Source organism: Amycolatopsis sp. NPDC049868 (assembly GCF_044461365.1).
Lineage (GTDB): Bacteria > Actinomycetota > Actinomycetes > Mycobacteriales > Pseudonocardiaceae > Amycolatopsis.
This window is the reverse complement of record NZ_JBITKV010000010.1, coordinates 107160-123664: the sequence shown is the minus strand read 5'-3', so window position 1 is coordinate 123664 and position 16505 is coordinate 107160. Positions and strand designations below refer to the sequence as shown.

Annotated in this window: 18 protein-coding genes; 6 read left to right on the top strand and 12 right to left on the bottom strand. The window is 68.6% G+C overall.

The genetic code is table 11. From position 1 onward, the window contains the following. Positions 1–8 precede the first annotated feature (8 nt). Entirely contained in the window at positions 9–323 is a 315-nt protein-coding gene (locus ACIBTM_RS33210) for a DMT family transporter (RefSeq protein WP_395881097.1), read from the bottom strand. Next, positions 323–970: an FMN-dependent NADH-azoreductase gene (locus tag ACIBTM_RS33205; protein ID WP_395881096.1), complete on the bottom strand. Its 648-nt coding sequence runs from the start codon at positions 968–970 to the stop codon at positions 323–325. Before ACIBTM_RS33205 ends, ACIBTM_RS33210 begins: the two co-directional genes overlap by 1 nt. A 94-nt stretch (positions 971–1064) precedes the next feature. Between ACIBTM_RS33205 and ACIBTM_RS33200 the strand changes: the two genes are divergently transcribed. Further along, entirely contained in the window at positions 1065–1649 is a 585-nt protein-coding gene (locus ACIBTM_RS33200; RefSeq protein WP_395881095.1) for a TetR/AcrR family transcriptional regulator, read from the top strand. Here ACIBTM_RS33200 and ACIBTM_RS33195 read toward each other — a convergent pair whose 3' ends face one another. After that, positions 1650–2048: an SRPBCC domain-containing protein gene (locus tag ACIBTM_RS33195; RefSeq protein WP_395881094.1), complete on the bottom strand. Its 399-nt coding sequence runs from the start codon at positions 2046–2048 to the stop codon at positions 1650–1652. A gap of 55 nt (positions 2049–2103) precedes the next feature. Here ACIBTM_RS33195 and ACIBTM_RS33190 point away from each other — a divergent pair, with 55 nt between their 5' ends. The 3 genes from ACIBTM_RS33190 to ACIBTM_RS33180 are packed head-to-tail and all read left to right on the top strand — an operon-like array spanning position 2104 to position 4168. Then, positions 2104–2703: a CGNR zinc finger domain-containing protein gene (locus tag ACIBTM_RS33190; protein WP_395881093.1), complete on the top strand. Its 600-nt coding sequence runs from the start codon at positions 2104–2106 to the stop codon at positions 2701–2703. Between the two features lie 18 nt (positions 2704–2721). Further along, entirely contained in the window at positions 2722–3771 is a 1050-nt protein-coding gene (locus ACIBTM_RS33185; RefSeq protein ID WP_395881092.1) for a DUF2293 domain-containing protein, read from the top strand. A gap of 40 nt (positions 3772–3811) precedes the next feature. Beyond that, positions 3812–4168, top strand: a complete 357-nt coding sequence (locus tag ACIBTM_RS33180) for a DoxX family protein (RefSeq protein WP_395881091.1) — start codon at positions 3812–3814, stop codon at positions 4166–4168. On the opposite strand, the gene ACIBTM_RS33175 is transcribed toward ACIBTM_RS33180, so the two are convergent. From ACIBTM_RS33175 to ACIBTM_RS33155, 5 genes are all read right to left on the bottom strand, one after another. Further along, on the bottom strand, positions 4156–4818 hold the full coding sequence (locus ACIBTM_RS33175) for a hypothetical protein (RefSeq protein WP_395881090.1): 663 nt from the start codon (positions 4816–4818) through the stop codon (positions 4156–4158). The genes ACIBTM_RS33180 and ACIBTM_RS33175 overlap by 13 nt on opposite strands. After that, complete coding sequence (locus tag ACIBTM_RS33170; RefSeq protein ID WP_395881089.1) at positions 4815–5807, bottom strand: PQQ-binding-like beta-propeller repeat protein; 993 nt, start codon at positions 5805–5807, stop codon at positions 4815–4817. Before ACIBTM_RS33170 ends, ACIBTM_RS33175 begins: the two co-directional genes overlap by 4 nt. Before the next feature lie 91 nt (positions 5808–5898). Next, on the bottom strand, positions 5899–8715 hold the full coding sequence (locus ACIBTM_RS33165; protein ID WP_395881088.1) for a vitamin B12-dependent ribonucleotide reductase: 2817 nt from the start codon (positions 8713–8715) through the stop codon (positions 5899–5901). Positions 8716–8749: 34 nt separating this feature from the next. Then, the gene (gene nrdR, locus ACIBTM_RS33160; RefSeq protein WP_240597980.1) at positions 8750–9238 is read right to left on the bottom strand and encodes a transcriptional regulator NrdR; all 489 of its coding nucleotides are present in this window, start codon (positions 9236–9238) and stop codon (positions 8750–8752) included. A 300-nt stretch (positions 9239–9538) separates the two neighbouring features. Continuing rightward, complete coding sequence (locus ACIBTM_RS33155; protein WP_395881087.1) at positions 9539–10033, bottom strand: LysM peptidoglycan-binding domain-containing protein; 495 nt, start codon at positions 10031–10033, stop codon at positions 9539–9541. A gap of 318 nt (positions 10034–10351) precedes the next feature. Here ACIBTM_RS33155 and lexA point away from each other — a divergent pair, with 318 nt between their 5' ends. Then, positions 10352–11068, top strand: a complete 717-nt coding sequence (gene lexA, locus ACIBTM_RS33150) for a transcriptional repressor LexA (RefSeq protein ID WP_037343289.1) — start codon at positions 10352–10354, stop codon at positions 11066–11068. Between the two features lie 67 nt (positions 11069–11135). Here the strand turns inward: lexA and ACIBTM_RS33145 are convergent, their stop codons facing one another. The 3 genes from ACIBTM_RS33145 to ACIBTM_RS33135 all read right to left on the bottom strand — a co-directional run bounded on the left by ACIBTM_RS33145 (position 11136) and on the right by ACIBTM_RS33135 (position 14368). After that, positions 11136–12149 carry a hypothetical protein gene (locus ACIBTM_RS33145; RefSeq protein ID WP_395881086.1) on the bottom strand — a complete coding sequence of 338 codons (1014 nt, stop codon included), beginning with the start codon at positions 12147–12149 and terminating at the stop codon, positions 11136–11138. Positions 12150–12393: 244 nt separating this feature from the next. Next, positions 12394–13827, bottom strand: a complete 1434-nt coding sequence (gene hflX, locus ACIBTM_RS33140) for a GTPase HflX (RefSeq protein ID WP_395881085.1) — start codon at positions 13825–13827, stop codon at positions 12394–12396. 43 nt (positions 13828–13870) lie between these two features. Then, positions 13871–14368: an ArsR/SmtB family transcription factor gene (locus ACIBTM_RS33135; protein WP_395881084.1), complete on the bottom strand. Its 498-nt coding sequence runs from the start codon at positions 14366–14368 to the stop codon at positions 13871–13873. Between the two features lie 61 nt (positions 14369–14429). Between ACIBTM_RS33135 and ACIBTM_RS33130 the strand changes: the two genes are divergently transcribed. Continuing rightward, entirely contained in the window at positions 14430–15674 is a 1245-nt protein-coding gene (locus ACIBTM_RS33130; RefSeq protein WP_395881083.1) for an MFS transporter, read from the top strand. Here ACIBTM_RS33130 and dapF read toward each other — a convergent pair. Further along, positions 15671–16495 (bottom strand): diaminopimelate epimerase, encoded by an 825-nt coding sequence (gene dapF, locus ACIBTM_RS33125; protein WP_395881082.1) that lies wholly within the window; start codon positions 16493–16495, stop codon positions 15671–15673. The genes ACIBTM_RS33130 and dapF overlap by 4 nt on opposite strands. Positions 16496–16505: the final 10 nt, after the last annotated feature.

The window sequence follows — 16505 nt, the reverse complement described above, 5'->3', positions numbered from 1 at the left end:
TCCGGGGCTCACTCGGTCACCTTGGCGAGCACCACCCCTCCCACGATCAGCGCCATCGCGGCGAACCGGCCGAGGCTGACCGGGTCCTTGTGGATCACGATGCCGAACACGATCGCGCCCACCGCGCCGATGCCGGTGAAAACGGCGTACGCGGTCCCCACCGGGATCGAGTCCATCGCCTTCGACAGCAGGTACACCGCGGCGACGCCGAGCACGAAGCACAGCACGGTCGGCCAGAACCGGGTGAAATTCTCCGTCGGCTTGATGCTCTGCGACCAGGCGACCTCGACGGCTCCCGCCAGCAGCAGGATTCCCCAGCCCATCAGACTTCCCTTCCGGCTTTCTCGGCGCCGAGGAGCGCCTGCTCCCGCGACGCGATCCGGTCGGGGTCGCGCGGGCTCAGCCGCGGGTCGACCAGGGCGTTCGTCAGTTCGGAGTGCAGGAACGTGACGTCCCGGACGTCGTAGTGCCCGGCGAAGAAGTCGCGCAGGTAGCGCTCGTGGTGGTCGACCGGCTCGCGCGGCGTGCCCGGCAGGTAGCTGCCGCCACGCGCTCCCGCGACCACGAAAGCCTTGCCCGCCAAGGACATCTTGGGGAACGTCACCTGGTCGATCCACAGCTTGAGCGTCGCGGGGATCGAGAAGTTGTACATCGGCGCCCCGATCAGCACGACGTCGGCGGCGAGCAGTTCGGCCAGGAGCGGCTCGATGACCGCCCAGGCCTCGCGCTGCTCCGGCGTCTTCACCACGGAGGCGTAGCCGTCCGGATCGGTGATCCCCGCCTGGAGGAGGGCGTCGCAGATCTCGGTCCAGGCCTGGCCGATCGGCGGCACCGGGTCGGCGGCCACGTCGCGGTAGGTGTAGCCCGCGCCCGGGTTCGCGGCACGCCAGACATCGGCGAAACGCGCACTCAGCTCGCGGGAGAACGACGCGCTGCGGGCACTGGAGTCGAGGTGGAGAAGGTGGCTCATCGGGGCCTCCCGGACCAGGAAGTGGACACGTCGTCCACTTGCTTCGCCGAGTACAAGTGGACGCCGCGTCCGGATATTCCCTAGGCTGCGGAACATGCCGGAAGACCTGCTCGCGAACGGCCCGAGACGGGAACGCTCGGACGCCGCCCGTAACCGCGCGAAGATCCTGGAGGCCGCCGAGGAGCTCTTCGCCGCACGCCCGGCGGCCGACGTCACCATGGAGGACATCGCCAAAGCGGCCGGAGTCGGCCGCGCGACGCTGTACCGCCGCTACCCGGACCGGTCGGCGATCGCCGTGGCCCTGCTGGACGAACACGAGCGGGAACTGCAGGAGCGACTGCTCACCGGCCCTCCCCCTCTGGGGCCCGGCGCACCGCCCGCCGAACGGCTGGCCGCCTTCTACGCGGCGATGATCGGCCTGCTCGCCCGGCACGCGCATCTCGTCCTCGGCACCGAGGTCGGACACTCGCGGTTCACCACCGGGCCGTACCGGCTGTGGCGCACCCATGTCCGTCATCTCGCCGAGCAGGCGAACACGCGGGATCCGGACGCGCTCGCCGACATCCTGCTGGCACCGCTCGCCGTCGAGGTGTTCCTGCATCAAACGGGCGAGCTCGGCCTGAGCGTCGAACGGATCACCGACACCCTGGCCGAGCTCGCCCGGCGAACGCTCTCCTGATCAGCCGGCGAGACCGTCGACGACCAGCTTCATCACGGCCTGCCAGTGCTCGCGCTGCGCGGCGCGCTCTTCCGGGCCAGTGAGCCGCTCCTGATGGAAGACCACGGTCGTCTTGCCCGGCCCGGCCGGACGAAGCCCCACCTGGACCGTGCTCTCGTGATCCCAGTCCCTCGGCCGCCAGGTGAGGCGGATCTTCTCGCGTTCGCGGTAACCGCGGACCTCGCCGACGGTGCCGTCGGCCGTCTCGTACGGCGCGCCCTTCTCCGGCTCCAGCCGCACATCGCCCAGCCAGGCCACCAGGCCCGGACCCGAGAGATACTCCCAAACCTCGTCCAGCGGATACGCCACCGTCTTGGACACGCCGATCTCCCAGCCCGCGTCCTTCGTCTTGCCGATCATCGCGCCTCCGCCGTAACCGTCTTACCTGGTTTCTGAAACCGACTATAGTGGTTACATGACTCCGGGAACAAGACTGCTCGTCAACGCCCAGGGTGAGCGGTACCGGTTCGATCCGGGCAGCCTCAGCCTCGAACTCATGCTGACCGGCGGCCCCGGCCCGTACGAGCGGTACGAGATAGCGCATACGCCGTCCGCCCTCGCCGACTGGTTCACCGGCTCCCGACTGGCGCTGACCGCTCCCCTGACCGACGTCCGGATCCGGCCCGCCGAACTCACCGCGCTCAAGCGACTGCGGGACACGCTCTACCGCGTCGCACCCGCCCTCGCGCGGGGCGAAGAACCGTCGGACGACGACCTCGCCGTGCTGAACAGCGCGACCGAAGCCACCCCGAGGCCACTCGTCGACCTGGAGACACGGCGGCTCGCCTGGGCGCCGCCCGTCACCGGGAAGCAACTCCTCGGCGCCGTCGCCCGCGACGCCATCGGCCTGGTCGCGGGCGAGCGCTCCGGCCGCGTCCGCGCATGTTCCGCGAGCGACTGCCACCTGCTGTTCTTCGACACCTCGCGGTCGGGCAACCGCCGCTGGTGCTCGATGGAGCGCTGCGGCAACCGCGCCAAGATCAGGGCGTACCGGGCCCGCACCGAAACCGCGTGATCGCTAGGATTCCCGGCGATGCAGGGTGAAGCGAAACTGGAGCAACGCGTCGTCGAGACGGCGGAAAAGCTGCTGGCCAAAAAGAAGTCGGTGACCGCGCTCGGCATCCTGACCGGCATCGGCTGGCTCTCGGAGAACGTCGTCGACGCCTGGCACCGCGGCCGGGTCCCCGTGCTGACAGCGGCGTTGTCGGTGGCCCCGGAGAAGCTGACCTTCGCCCTGAACACGCTTCAGCGCTGGGCGAAGGAAAAAGACCTCGAAAGCACGGAGATAGAGCACGTCGGAGCGACTCGCGACCGAGCCACGCTGAAAGCCACCTCGGGTGAACTGGCCGGTCTCGAATCCTTGTTCCGGACGCAGTGGATCATGCCGGGGCTGTCCGAGGCCAAACGGGCTCAAGTCGTGGCCCGGCAGAAGAAGGCGCCGGATCTCATCGTCTCCGTGGCGTTGAAGGACTGGATTTGCGCCGACTGCGGCGGCACCGGCGACTTGTTGTTCTTCGAGAACGAAAAACCGTACTGCCTCGACTGCGCCGACCTCGGGCACCTGGTCTTCCTCCCCTCGGGCGACACCGCGCTGACCCGGCGGGCGAAGAAGGCGAGCCGGCTTTCCGCCGTCGTCATCCGCTTCAACCGGTCACGGAAACGCAGTGAGCGGCAAGGGATCCTGGTCGAGGACGCGGCGTTGCGCAGCGCCGAAGAACAATGTCTCGCCGACGAGGACATCCGGGAACGACGCCGCGGCCGCGACCGCGAACGCCGTGCCCACGAAGACGTCGAGTTCACCGCCCGGTTCCACACCGCGATCACCGAGATGTTCCCCGGCTGCCCGCCGGAGCGAGCGCGCGCCATCGCCGAACACGCGGGCCTGCGCGGCAGCGGCAGGGTGGGCCGCTCCGCCGCCGGGCGGGAACTGGCCGAACGACCGGTGTTCCTCGCCGTCGTCGCCTCGATCCGGCATCTGGACACCGAGTACGACGACCTCCTCATGGCGGGCGTGGAACGCCAGGCTGCCCGCGACCGCATCCGGCCTGCCATCGACGCGATGCTCGAACGCTGGCGATCCTGACCCGCTGTCACATTCCAGGAGCGAGCCTCGTCCAGAGGGCATGTTCACCGCATATCTCATCGTGACCATCGCGACGATCGCGATCAACGTCTGGATCGCCGTCGCCGACCTGACCCGCTCACCGGTCGTTCTCAAGAACTCCGCGGCGGTCAACGTGCCCGAGTCCTGGATCCCGATGCTGGGCTCCCTGAAGGCGGCCGGCGCGGCCGGGCTGCTGCTCGGTCTGTTCGGCGTGCCGTTCCTCGGGACCGCGGCGGCCATCGGGCTCGTGCTCTTCTACTTCGGCGCCGTCCTCACCCACGTGCGCGCCCGCGTCTTCAGGACCATCGCCCTCCCCGGCATACTCCTCGCGCTGGCCGCGGCCGCCCTGGTCGTCGATCTCGCTCAGATCAGGTAGGGACCGAAGTGCTCGGCGACGACGTCCGCGATCGCCTCGGCGTCCTTCGAACCGTCGACCCACAGCACCCGGATACCGAGCCCGGTCGCGGTACGCACCGCATCCTCGGCGACAAGCCGGTCTCGCTCGACCCGGTTGCGCTGCGCTCGCTCGGGGTCGCTGACCCGGTGCGCCACCGCGGCGGCCCGGGGCAGCACGCTGAGCTGATGCTCGCGGAAGTCGTCGGTGGGCACCATCACGATCATCCGCCGCGGTGAGTCCAGCAGCGGCGCGACCAGTTCCGGGCGCAACCCCCAGCCCTCAGCGAGGATCGGGCGCCCGGACACCAGCGCGCGCAGATCGTCCAGCGCCCAGGCGAACCGCACCGGGAACCCGGCTATCGTGTCGGCGGCCATCCGTTCGGGTGTGGGCTCGACCCACACGGTCTCGGGGGCGGGGTCCGCGACGGGTGAACCGTTCCGGACGCGGTGGGCGATGCGGCGGTCCTGATGGGCGCGGGCGTCGTGGAAATCGTAGTGGTAGACGGTGATGCCGTGGCGGCGTGCGAGCAGGCGGGAGACGGTGGACTTCCCGGCCCATTGACCGCCGCAGATCCACAGGGCCTGGCCGAGCGTGCCGAACGGGTCGACGATCTCGTCGTTACCAGTCATCGGGGCCTCCTAGCGTCGACAACCAGCAAGGACCCCTTCGCGAGCAGAACGAGCCTCGAAGGCATTTGCTCGCAAAGAGCCCCGATCCGCTGGGTGATCCGGACACGCGCACTCACCCCTCCGGCCGAGTCGATCCGGAACAATGATCCGCCCTCGTCGGCGATCGCGAATCCTCCGTCGACGGGCGCGACCGAAGACACGAATCGCCGGTCGTGGTCGATCCTCCATCGCGCTGTCCCATCCGACACACCGACCACCGTGTAGCCACCGCGCCGCTCGGCCAGCCACAGCAGGCCACCGCACCGCTCCACTGCTCTGGGCAAGAGCTCATGCCCGGTACGGACCAGCGTCTCGGCTCTCTTTTCGGACAAACGGATACGCACGACCGAGCGATCGCCGCATCGCACCAGGAAACCGCCTGCACCGTCCGGGACGAAGGCGGCCCCGGTGTCTGGTCCGACGAGCGGCCCAGGCGAGGACCACGTCGCCAATTCCCTGCCGTCACCCCGATCGATCAAGCACACACGGTCGCCATCCGGCTCTCCGAGCAGGAATCCGTCAGCGGTGGCGGCCGGAAGTGCCGTGGCGCCACGATTCTTCGCCCGCCAGCGCAGACCGCCGGTGTGGAGGTCCACCGCGGACAGTGGTGTGTAGCCGCGCCAGCCGCCCACGAGGACAACGTCTTCGTTCACTGACACATGACCGGCGAACGCGCCCAGCTCTACCTGCCAGACGTCCTCACCGGTTTCGACGTCCAGGCAGCGCAGTCTGCTGTCGTTCTGCGGGATGACCAGGCAGTACGGTTCTTCGACCACGACCGCACGTGGCCAGGTCCCGATCGGGACGTCCCAGCGCACCGAACCATCAGCGGACTCGAGACCGACCAATCTCGTGTTCCGCTCGTGCACGACCAGGTGGCGTGCGGTGACCGCCATCGCGGACGGCGAACCGGCCTGATGCAGCGGCCGTTCCCAACGGACATCGAACACGAGACCAGTCCAGCAGCGGAGCGGCTACCGGACAACCGAGTTCGCCGACGGCCTGCTTCGGCGGACAACCACCGAAGCAGGCCGTCGAGGATCAGCTGCAGCCGGAGGTCGCCCCGCACCCTTCGCAGGCGTAGCACGAACCGGCGGGCCGCATCTTCGTGCCGCAGGTCATGCAGAGCGGCGCGTCGGAGGCGGTGCCGAGGTTCAGTTCCACCAGCTCCGCCGTCGAGTGCGCGACCTTGGCGGGTTCCGCGGCCGAGGAGTCCACAGTGGACCGAAGGGCGTCGAGGTCGACGTTCTCCGGTTCCGCGACGGGAGCGGCGCCGTAGTTCGCCTCGACCTGTGCCGAACGTTCGTCGGCGGTGAAGATGCCGAGCTGCGAGCGCTTCTCGTACGGCAGGTAGTCCAGCGCCAGCCTGCGGAACAGGTAGTCCATGACGCTGGTGGCGATGCGGATGTCCGGGTCGTCGGTCATGCCGGCGGGCTCGAAGCGCAGGTTGGAGAACTTCGAAACGTAGAACTCCAGCGGGATCCCGTGCTGCAGGCCGACGGAGATCGACATCGAGAACGCGTCCATCACGCCCGAGAGGGTCGATCCCTGCTTGCCGAGCTTCACGAAGATCTCGCCGAGGCCGTCGTCCGGGTACGAACCCGCGTGCAGGTAGCCCTCGGCGCCGCCGACGGTGAACGACACCGTCTGGCTCGGGCGCTTCTTCGGCAGGCGCTTGCGCACCGGCCGGTACTCGACGACCTTTTCGGCCTCGGGTTCGGCCTTCTCCTTCTTGCCGGTGGACAGCGGCTGGCCGACCTTGCAGTTGTCGCGGTAGATCGCGAGCGCCTTGAGGCCGTACTTCCAGCCCTGGAAGTAGATCTCCTCGACCTCCTCGACGGTCGCCGACTCCGGCATGTTGACCGTCTTGGAGATCGCGCCCGACAGGAACGGCTGCACCGCGGCCATCATCCGGACGTGCCCCATCGGCGCGATGGACCGCTCCCCCACCGCGCAGTCGAACACTTCGTAGTGCTCCTGGCGGAGGCCGGGAGCGTCGACGACGTGGCCGTGCTGGGCGATGTACTCGACGATCGCTTCGATCTGCTCGCCCTGGTAGCCGAGCGCGGCCAGCGCGCGGGGAATCGTCTGGTTGACGATCTGCATCGAGCCGCCGCCGACCAGCTTCTTGAACTTGACCAGCGAGAAGTCCGGCTCGATGCCGGTCGTGTCGCAGTCCATCATGAAGCCGATGGTGCCGGTGGGTGCGAGCACGGACGCCTGCGCGTTGCGCCAGCCGCTCTTCTCGCCCAGTTCGATGCCGTGCTTCCATTCCTGGGTCGCGAGCGCGCGGACCGCGGCGTCGTTCGAGTGGTAGGTCCGCACCAGTTCGTTGGCGGCGGCGTGCTTGCGCATGACCCGCTGGTGCGCCTCGGCGTTGCGCGCGTAACCCTCGTACGGCCCGACGACCGCGGCGAGTTCGGCGGAACGCCGATACGAGACACCGGTCATCAGCGACGTGATCGCGGCGGCGAGCGCGCGGCCGCCATCGGAGTCGTACGCGTGGCCGAGCGCCATCAGCAGCGCGCCGAGGTTCGCGTAGCCGATGCCCAGCTGGCGGAACTTGCGCGTGGTGTCGCCGATCGCCTCGGTCGGGAAGTCGGCGAAGCAGATCGAGATGTCCATCGCGGTGATGACCAGCTCGACGGCCTTCGCGAACAACGGCGCGTCGAAACCGCCGTCCTCGGTGGCGAACTTGAGCAGGTTCAGCGAGGCGAGGTTGCAGCTGGAGTTGTCCAGGTGCATGTACTCCGAACACGGGTTGGACGCGGTGATCCGGCCCGATTCGGGGCAGGTGTGCCAGTCGTTGATCGTGTCGTCGTACTGCAGTCCCGGATCGGCGCATTCCCAGGCGGCCTGCGCGATGGTGCGGAACAGCTTCTTGGCGTCGACCCGGTCGATGACCTCGCCGGTCGTCCGGGACCGCAGGCCGAAGTCGCCCTCGGTCTCGACGGCCTGCATGAACTCGTCGGAGACGCGGACCGAGTTGTTCGCGTTCTGGTACTGGACGGACGCGATGTCCGAACCGGAAAGGTCCATGTCGAACCCGGCGTCGCGAAGGACCTTGATCTTCTCCTCTTCGCGGGCCTTGGTCTGCACGAACTCTTCGACGTCCGGGTGGTCGACGTCGAGCACGACCATCTTCGCCGCGCGCCGGGTGGCGCCACCGGACTTGATGGTGCCCGCGGAGGCGTCGGCACCGCGCATGAAGGAGACCGGACCGGACGCGGTGCCGCCGGAGGACAGCAGCTCACGCGAGGACCGGATGCGGGAGAGGTTCAGGCCGGCACCGGAGCCGCCCTTGAAGATCAGGCCCTCTTCGCGGTACCAGTTGAGGATCGACTCCATGGTGTCGTCGACCGCGAGGATGAAGCACGCGCTGACCTGCTGCCTCGACGACGTGCCGACGTTGAACCACACCGGCGAGTTGAAGCTGAACACCTGGTGCAGCAGCATCCAGGTCAGCTCGTGCTCGAAGACCTCGGCGTCGGCGGGGCTCGCGAAGTAGCCGTGTTCGCGACCGGCGTTGGCGTAGGAGTGCACGACGCGGTCGATCAGCTGCTTCAAGCTCTGCTCGCGCTGAGGCGTGCCCACGGCACCGCGGAAGTACTTGCTCGTGACGATGTTCGTCGCGTTGACCGACCAGAAGTCGGGGAACTCGACACCGCGTTGCTCGAAGTTGACCGTGCCGTCGCGCCAGTTCGTCATCACGACGTCCCGGTTCTCCCAGGTGACCTGGTCGTACGGGTGGACGCCCTCGGTGGTGAAGACGCGGCGCACGGCGAGCCCGCCTGGCTGCTTCTTCTTCCCATTCGTCCGCGCTGTGGCCGGGTTACCTGTTCCCACGGTCTCGGTCATGGGTCTTTCCCTCACTCCCACGCGGGAGGCGGCATCAGCCGTCTTTCGCGTCTCGATCGCTCTCGTCCGGTGTGGCAGCCATGGCCTCGCGGAGGTCCGAGATCTCCTTCTCGAAGTCCTCGACCGAGGAGAAGGAGCGGTAGACACTGGCGAACCGGAGGTAGGCGACGCCGTCGAGTTCGCGCAGGGGGCCCAGGATCGCCAGGCCGACCTCGTGACTCGGGATCTCCGCCAGCCCCGCCGACCGGATCGATTCCTCGACCCGCTGCGCGAGCTGCTGCAACGCGTCGTCGTCGACCGGCCTGCCCTGGCAGGCGCGGCGCACCCCCCGGACAACCTTGTCCCGGCTGAACTGCTCGGTGACCCCGGATCGTTTGACGACGGCGAGCACCATCGTCTCCGAGGTGGTGAAGCGCCGGCCGCAAGCGGCGCAGGAGCGCCTCCGCCGGATCGCCTGACCCTCATCCACCTCTCGGGAGTCGACGACCCGAGAGTCCGCATGCCGGCAGAACGGGCACCTCATCCGCCGATCACCTTCCCCTCCGCGCCGGCCGGTCCCGAGTGGACGCCCGCCCCGTCGCCACGCAACGACGGAAAAGATCGACATGTGGATCGATCTGTGGACATCCGGTGGGTGAACACCGGCCAGCTGTGGACAACTGGTACCGAGTCTACCCCAAGCTATGGACCAACTACAGCCATGTAACTACTACATATAGCGGTGGAGACTAGATCGCTGGTCGGACGCACGCAAGCGCAACGGCCGGGTCGATCAGACACGAAAGAGGAGCTCACCCACGACGGGTGAGAGCACCCTTCGGAATCACCTCCCACCTTCCGCGACCTCGGCCGCGACGGGGACCGTGAGCGGCAGCCCGGGCACGAGAACGACGTCTTCCAGGGAGTTGAGCTCCTTGATCCGGGCGACGACCGCGCCAGTGTCACTGCCTGGCGCGAATCGCGCCGCGATATCCGTCAGCGTCTCGCCCGCGGAAACGGACACCGTCGTGGTCCGTTCGGGCACCGCGGCGCCGGGAACACCGGCCAAGAACAGACCCAATCCGGTGACGACTCCGGCGACGAGCAAGGCCATCCCGGCGAGGGACGGCCACCTGAGCGGGAGCCGTCGCGGCGCCGGGCACGCTGGGGCAACGGTGGCGACACCGGGGCGACGACCCGCCACGACCCGCGCCCTGGTCGGCGGGCGCAAGGGCTCGGCACGCCTGCCCCGAACCACTCGTACGGGCCGGGTCACCCCTGCCGGAACGGGCCCGGGGGAACTGGGCCGCACCAGTCCTCGATCGGCCAGAATCGACATCGGAACCTCCTCGCAGTCCTGCTGCACTCGCCGCCGGGCCGGGACCCGGCATCAAGATCGAACACGCGTTCTATCGAACGCCCGTGCGAATGTGTACCACCTCCCACCGACAAAAATCGAGCGACACGGCGTGTCCATCGAACAGATGTTTGAAATCGTCGTCCCGGCGGGCTAACGTCGTTGACCAGGGCGTCTGCTGCGCGGACGCCGCCGGTGCCGTGGGCGGGGAAGATCGTCCGCCACCGGCGAAGACACGCGAAGTCGGTCCGGGCGACCGGACGTACTGGGAGGCGACGCAGGAGATGAAGGAGCGAGACGGTGGCTAAGGAGAGCAAGGCGGGGAACGCGCCTAGGGGCTCGGGCAAGGTGCGCGCCTTGCCCGAGGTCTACGAGGTGGACGAGACCCTGACCGTGCGGCAGCAGCAGGTGCTCGACGTGATCAAACTGTGGGTGAGCCGGTTCGGCTACCCGCCGAGTGTGCGTGAGATCGGCGAGGCGGTCGGGCTGACCTCCACTTCGTCGGTGTCGCACCAGTTGCAGGCCCTGCAGCGCAAGGGTTATCTGCGACGCGACCCGAACCGCCCGCGCGCGGTGGGTGTACTCGCCACGACGGACGACAACCCGATGGGCATCGACGTCGAGCAGCCGCAGTCGGCCGCGAAGGCCGCGTACGTGCCGCTCGTCGGCCGGATCGCGGCCGGTGGCCCCGTGCTGGCGGAGCAGGCGATCGAAGACGTCTTCCCGCTGCCGAGGGAGATCGTCGGCGAGGGTGAGCTGTTCCTGCTCAGCGTCACCGGCGACTCGATGGTCGACGCCGCCATCACCGACGGCGACTGGGTCGTCGTGCGCCAGCAGCCCACGGCGGACCCGGGCGAGATCGTGGCGGCGATGATCGACGGCGAAGCGACGGTCAAGACATTCAAGCGCAAGGACGGCCACATCTGGCTGATGCCGCACAACGAGGCGTACGAGCCCATCCCGGGTGACGACGCCACGATCCTCGGCAAGGTCGTCGCCGTTCTTCGCAGGCTGTAGCCCGGAGCCGGAGCACGCCGGGATCCCGGGTCACCCAAGACCACGGGTCAGACTCGGCAAGCTTCGGTCAGGCTCGGCGTTTGCGGAGCCTGCCGACCAGGAGAAGGCCGCCGATCACGACGACCGCGGCGATACCGACCTGCAGGTACGGGAAGTCGGACCCCTGGCCCGTGCCACCGGCCGCGGAGGTCCCGCCCGACGTGCTGCCCTCGGATTTCGCCGCGTCCACGGCGAGCGCGGCCGCGCCCTTCACCGCCCGGATCTGCTCGCCGACGCCCTCCCCGCCGGACAGCAGCGTCCCGTCCGGGTCGAAGGCGATCGCCTCCCCCTGTTTCTCGTTCGGCAGGGCAACGCGCACGGGCTCACGTTGCAGCGCGCTCTTGAGGTCTCCGTCGGTGACGGCGTAAAGGTAGGCGTCGGTGTAGGTGCGCAACGCGACCACCGAGCCGTCGGCCGTTGACGCCGCGCCTGTGACGGTCATCGAGCCGATCGATCCGGCGGGTCCGCCGGGTGTCGAGGTCTCTTTGATCTGCAGCGACCCCACGCTCTCCAGCGGGGTCGGGCCCGGACTGGCGAGCGGCCCTGTCGGCCGGTACACCTTCGAGTCGCCGAAGAGGTCTTTGGTGATCAGGTACGGCGTGCCGGAGCGGTCCATGATCAGCGCCTCGACGTCGTGTTGCCCGTCTGGGTACGTAAGCCGGTGCAGCGTCGCTTTGCCTTGCGGCGTCAGCGAAATCAGTGCCACCGTGTCCCGCCGCTTGCGGTTGTCGCCGGTGTCGGAAAGCCAGAAGGTGCCATCCGCGGTACGGGCGAGGTCTTCGGGATCGTACGGGTCCGTCGCGGCCGAGATGACCTTCTGGACCTTGCAGTCGCGGCCGAGGACGAAGACCTGGGTCTTGGTCCCGCCGTCGTTGAGGGCGTACAGGTGCTCGCCGTCGGAAACCAGACCAGAGAGCTCGCTGAGCCGGGAGTCGCTGTTCTTGCACACCGGCTGCGGCGCCGGGACCTCCTGCGCCAGGGCGGGAGCCGTCCCGCCGATGAACGCCGCCAGCACGACCGTCGCCGCGACAATCCCCCGCACATCCACCTCCGTACCGTGGAACCCCTGAAGCCCCACACTACGGAGACGTCCGGGACGGCGCGCAGTTCGGTGCGGACGCCGAGATGGGGCGGAATGTCGCGAAGGCCACTTTCAGCGGTGAGTGTCGAACTCCTCCAACCATGCCCGGAAGTCGGTCACGAATCCACCACCACCATCAGTGAAGGTACGTGAAGGCCCCCTTCACTGCGTCTAGCGCAATGAAGGGGGCCTTCACGTACTTGCCCTACAGAGCCGAACCGTCCGTCTGGAAGTCGCTCAGCGCCGCGGCCAGCTCGGGCCTGCCGCGGACGACCAGCCGCGTGCCGGTCTCGACGTGCTCTTCCTCCAGCACCTCGCCGTCGGCGTGGGCGCGGGAGACGAGTTCGCCCCGCGAGTACGGGATCAGCACCTCGACCACGACCTCCGGCCTCGGCAGCCGCTCCGCGATCACCTCGGCCAGCTCCGTGATCCCGGTGCCGGTCCGCGCCGACACCTGGACCGAACCGGCCAGCTGGTGCCGCAACCTGGCCAGCGACACCTCGTCGGCGGCGTCGGCCTTGTTGATCACCAGCAGCTCCGGCGGGAGCGGCTCGGAACGGCGCTTCGTGATCTCGGCGAGCACTTCGCGCACCGCGTTGACCTGCTCCTCCGGCGTCGGGTCGGCACCGTCGACGACGTGCACGAGCAGGTCGGCGCTCGCCGCCTCCTCCAGCGTCGACCGGAACGCGTCCACCAGCTGGTGCGGCAGGTGCCGGACGAAACCGACGGTGTCGGTCAGCGTGTAGGTGCGGCCGTCGGGGGTCTGCGCCCGCCGGGTCGTCGGATCCAGCGTGGCGAACAGCGCGTCCTCGACCAGCACTCCGGCGCCGGTCAGCGCGTTGAGCAGGCTCGACTTGCCGGCGTTGGTGTAGCCGACGATCGCGACGCTCGGCACCTCGTTGGCCACCCGGCGACCACGTTTGGTCTCGCGGATGGTGTCCATCGCGGCGATCTCACGGCGCAGCTTGGACACGCGCTTGTTGATCCGGCGGCGGTCGGTTTCGAGCTTCGTCTCACCGGGACCACGCAGACCCACACCACCGTTGGCGCCGCCCGCCCGGCCACCGGCCTGCCGGGACAGCGCCGCACCCCACCCGCGAAGCCGCGGGATCAGGTACTGCAGCTGGGCCAGCTCGACCTGCGCCTTGCCCTCCTTGGAGCGGGCGTGCTGCGCGAAGATGTCGAGGATCAGGGCGGTGCGGTCGATGACCTTCACCTTGACCTTCTCCTCCAGCTGACGCAGCTGGCCGGGAGAAAGCTCACCGTCGCAGATCACCGTGTCGGCGCCGGTGGCCGCCACGATCCCCCGCAGCTCCTTGACCTTGCCCGAGCCGATGTAGGTGGCGGGATCCGGGCGGATCCGCCGCTGCACCAGGCCTTCCAGCACCTCGGAGCCCGCTGTTTCGGCGAGCCGCGCGAGTTCGGCGAGCGAGGCCTCGGACTGGAGGGCGCTGCCCTCGGTCCACACACCGACCAGAACGACGCGCTCCAGGCGCAACTGCCGGTATTCGACCTCGGTGACATCCGCGAGTTCGGTGGACAGGCCCGCTACCCGGCGGAGCGAGGCGCGGTCCTCGAGCTCCAGTTCGCCGGTCGAAGGGTCCATGTCGTTCAGATCGTTGTGTGTCAGTTCCGTCATCGTGCCTCCATAGTCCCACGTTTCGGCGGCGGGACCGAATTCATTACCTGCTGGGATACTTCGACAGGTAGATGGCCGTGCGTTTCGCTTCCGGGTCGACCGGCCGGGACATGAAGTCGTCGACGAGCTCCATCAGCCGTGTTTCGAACTCGGCGATCTGCTCGTCCGGCACCTGGACGACCAGGCGCGTCTGCTGCACCTCGTCGAATCCCACGTCGGCGATCTCGGCCAGATATGCCTCGAAGATCGCCTGATCGATCCCCCTGTCGCAGGAATCAAGATGCCACGACAACCCGGTCGAGCGATACGGAATTTCTTTCGCACCGCGCGTGCCGCGTCGCGGCGGGAGCGCTTCGAGGAACCCTGTGTCGACGAGTTTGCGCACGTGGTGCAGCGTCGTCGCCGGGTCGCGATCGAGCCGTTCGGCGAGTTCCTTGTTGGTCAGCGCCTCGGAGTAGGTCAACCGGATGATGCGCAGCCTTATTCCGGAGGCCATCGCGGCGATCTCGGCCTCGGTGGCGGCACGTCGTGGAGTGGGCACCGGGACAGCCTAGAGCCGAAAGTGATTGACAGTTTCCAATCACTCGCGCCAAGGTGGCGTCGTGCGCAGAGACTCCCTCTTCTTCCACGCGGACTTCCGGCGGCTCTGGGCGGGCGACACGGCCAGTCAGGTCGGCGCTTTCGCCGGTCACACCGTCATTCCCCTGCTCGCGGCCACCGTGCTGGCCGCGACGCCGTTCCAGATGGGGCTGCTGACCGCGGCCGAGACCATCGCGTTCCTGATCATCGGGCTGCCCGCCGGGGTGTGGGTGGACCGGATGCGGCGGCGGGTGCTCATGCTGCGGGCCGACTTCGTCCGCGCGGCGCTGCTGTTCAGCATTCCGCTCGCGTGGTGGGCGGGTGTCCTGTCGCTGACGCAACTGATCATCGTCGCCACGCTCGTCGGCGTCGCTACGGTGTTCTTCGACGTCGCCTACCAGTCGTATCTGCCGTCGCTGGTCGGCCGCGAGCACCTCCTCGAAGGCAACGCGAAGCTCCAGGCGAGCCAGTCGGTCGCGTTCCTGACCGGGCCGGGCATCGGCGGCGGGCTCGTGCAGCTGGCGGGCGCGGCCAACGCCGTGCTGATGACCGGAGTGGGTTTCCTGACCTCCGCCCTCTGCCTGCTGCGGATCCGCACCGTCGAAGAGGTTCCCGAACGGCACGAAGACGCGAAGCTGCTCCCCCAGATCGTCGAAGGGCTGCGGTTCGTGTTCACCGACGCGGCCCTGCGCTCGATCGTCGCCTGCACCGCGACCGCGAATCTGTTCAACGGCGCCTTCACCACGGTGGAGATCCTGTTCCTGCACCGGGAACTGGGTCTTTCACCGGCGGTCGTCGGCATCGTGCTGGCGACCGGTGGCGTGGGCGGGATCATCGGGGCGATCCTGGCCGGGCGGATCACCCGCCGGATCGGGCAGGCGCGGTCGATCTGGTTCGTCCCGCTGCTGACCTGGCCGTTCCAGCTGTTGCTGCCGCTCGCCGCGCCGGGCTGGCGGATCGTGCTGTTCCCCGCGGCGCTGGCGATCGCGGGATTCGGGATCATCGTCTACAACGTCGCGCAGGTGTCCTACCGGCAGGCCGTCTGCCCGGACCGGCTGCTCGGCCGCATGAACGCCAGCGTGCGTTTCGTGGTGTGGGGGATGCTGCCGCTGGGCGGTCTGATCGGTGGCGTGCTGGGCGAGGCGATCGGGATCCGGGGGACGCTGTGGTTCGTCGCGGTCGGCGAGACGGCCGCGCTGCTGTGGGTGGTCTTCTCACCGATCCGGAAGCTTCGCGACCTTCCCAGGGAGCCGATCGCGGTCGGCTAACCGAGCGCGTCCCACCAGGTTTCGTCGAGTTCGCCGCGGGCGACGATCTCCGCCGGGCCGGTCAGCGTGGACCCGCCGCGACGGATCCCGACCACCACGCGGCCGCCGGGGATGTCGACGGTCGCTTCGCCGGTGTCGGTGCCCGCGAGGTGCAGGGCGGCGGCGACCGCGGCGACCGTGCCGGTGCCGCAGGACCGCGTCTCGCCGACGCCGCGCTCGTGGACGCGCATCTTCAGCGCGTTTTCGCCCAGCAGGTTGATGAACTCGAGGTTCACGCCGTCGGGGAACACGTCGGAGTCGAAGTCGGGCTGGTCGCGCAGGTCGAGCACGTCGACGTCGTCGACGACGACCGAGACCAGGTGCGGGTTGCCGACGTTCACCGCGACACCGGAGAACGGCTTGCCCGCGACGACGGTGACCGAGGTGCCGGTGATCGCCGCCGGTCCCATCTGCACGGTCACCGATCCGTCGGCGTGCATCTCGACCGGCCGGTCACCGGCGCGGGTGCCGATGACGAAGTCGCGTTCGGGCACGAGCCCGGAATCGACGAGGTGACGGACGAAAACCCGGACGCCGTTACCGCACATCTCCGCGATGGACCCGTCGGCGTTGCGGTAGTCCATGAACCATTCGCCTTCGGACTCCACACCCAAAGCCGCCGAGCGCACGATTCGCAGCACGCCGTCGGCACCGAGACCACGCTGACGGTCGCACAACGCGGCCACTCGCGCTTCGGTCAGCTCGAGGCGGCCGTCGGGGTCGGGAAGCAGCACGAAATCGTTCTGTGTGCCGTGTCCCTTGAGGAATTCGATGCCGCCCATGGCTTCAAGA

What these genes read in the sequence shown, in the direction of transcription:
- ACIBTM_RS33200 (WP_395881095.1), top strand. Translation starts at nt 1,065, where the DNA reads ATGCCGGAAGACCTGCTCGCGAACGGCCCGAGACGGGAACGCTCGGAC.
- ACIBTM_RS33165 (WP_395881088.1), bottom strand. Translation starts at nt 8,715, where the DNA reads ATGACCGAGACCGTGGGAACAGGTAACCCGGCCACAGCGCGGACGAAT.
- ACIBTM_RS33195 (WP_395881094.1), bottom strand. Translation starts at nt 2,048, where the DNA reads ATGATCGGCAAGACGAAGGACGCGGGCTGGGAGATCGGCGTGTCCAAG.
- ACIBTM_RS33155 (WP_395881087.1), bottom strand. Translation starts at nt 10,033, where the DNA reads ATGTCGATTCTGGCCGATCGAGGACTGGTGCGGCCCAGTTCCCCCGGG.
- ACIBTM_RS33185 (WP_395881092.1), top strand. Translation starts at nt 2,722, where the DNA reads ATGCAGGGTGAAGCGAAACTGGAGCAACGCGTCGTCGAGACGGCGGAA.
- ACIBTM_RS33205 (WP_395881096.1), bottom strand. Translation starts at nt 970, where the DNA reads ATGAGCCACCTTCTCCACCTCGACTCCAGTGCCCGCAGCGCGTCGTTC.
- dapF (WP_395881082.1), bottom strand. Translation starts at nt 16,495, where the DNA reads ATGGGCGGCATCGAATTCCTCAAGGGACACGGCACACAGAACGATTTC.
- nrdR (WP_240597980.1), bottom strand. Translation starts at nt 9,238, where the DNA reads ATGAGGTGCCCGTTCTGCCGGCATGCGGACTCTCGGGTCGTCGACTCC.
- ACIBTM_RS33180 (WP_395881091.1), top strand. Translation starts at nt 3,812, where the DNA reads ATGTTCACCGCATATCTCATCGTGACCATCGCGACGATCGCGATCAAC.
- hflX (WP_395881085.1), bottom strand. Translation starts at nt 13,827, where the DNA reads ATGACGGAACTGACACACAACGATCTGAACGACATGGACCCTTCGACC.
- ACIBTM_RS33175 (WP_395881090.1), bottom strand. Translation starts at nt 4,818, where the DNA reads ATGACTGGTAACGACGAGATCGTCGACCCGTTCGGCACGCTCGGCCAG.
- ACIBTM_RS33190 (WP_395881093.1), top strand. Translation starts at nt 2,104, where the DNA reads ATGACTCCGGGAACAAGACTGCTCGTCAACGCCCAGGGTGAGCGGTAC.
- ACIBTM_RS33210 (WP_395881097.1), bottom strand. Translation starts at nt 323, where the DNA reads ATGGGCTGGGGAATCCTGCTGCTGGCGGGAGCCGTCGAGGTCGCCTGG.